The organism is Neobacillus paridis (genome assembly GCF_016765675.1).
GTDB classification, from domain to species: domain Bacteria; phylum Bacillota; class Bacilli; order Bacillales; family Cytobacillaceae; genus Neobacillus; species Neobacillus paridis.
Map to the genome: position 1 here is coordinate 1 of NZ_JAESWB010000186.1, position 508 is coordinate 508.

Annotated in this window: 2 protein-coding genes; one reads left to right on the forward strand and one right to left on the reverse strand. The window is 61.6% G+C overall.

Annotated elements, in window-relative coordinates; genetic code table 11:
- The coding region (locus JK635_RS28445; protein WP_202654661.1) for a glycosyltransferase family 9 protein at positions 1-269 on the forward strand (269 nt) is incomplete at its 5' end.
- 35 nt (positions 270-304) lie between these two features.
- Here the strand turns inward: JK635_RS28445 and JK635_RS28450 are convergent.
- A partial coding sequence (locus JK635_RS28450; RefSeq protein WP_235888119.1) for a hypothetical protein occupies positions 305-508 on the reverse strand: 204 nt, incomplete at its 5' end.

Here is a 508-nt window from a genome sequence, read left to right on the forward strand (position 1 = left end):
TGGGCGCGCTGATTGCGCTGGCGCCGGTCATGGTGTCCAACAACACCGGCCCGGCCCATATCGCCGCCGCGCTGGGCACGCCGCTGGTGGACCTGTATGCGCTGACCAACCCCCAGCACACGCCATGGCAATCGCCGAGCCGGGTGCTGTACCACGACGTGGCCTGCAGGAACTGCTACAGGAGCATCTGCCCAGAGGGTCATCATGACTGCCTGAGCAGGGTGGCGCCGGCGCGGGTAGTGGAGGCGGTGCACAGCTTGTTGAAGTGAGGCAAGCCCTGCGACCGTTTGCTCACAGAAACTGATCAGTACAGCCATCCTCGGCCGCACAGCGCCTTTGATGATCCATCAACGCTCCCGCCCCAATTTCCGAACGCATTCGCACCCTTATTTTTCCTCTTCACTTCATTCAGCGTCAAAAAGCCGGATTGGTTCTTCTGAACAGGATGCGCAAGGTCCGGTAACACGATCTTCATGTGCTTCCCCGCCACAGGCTCGGGCTGGCAGCC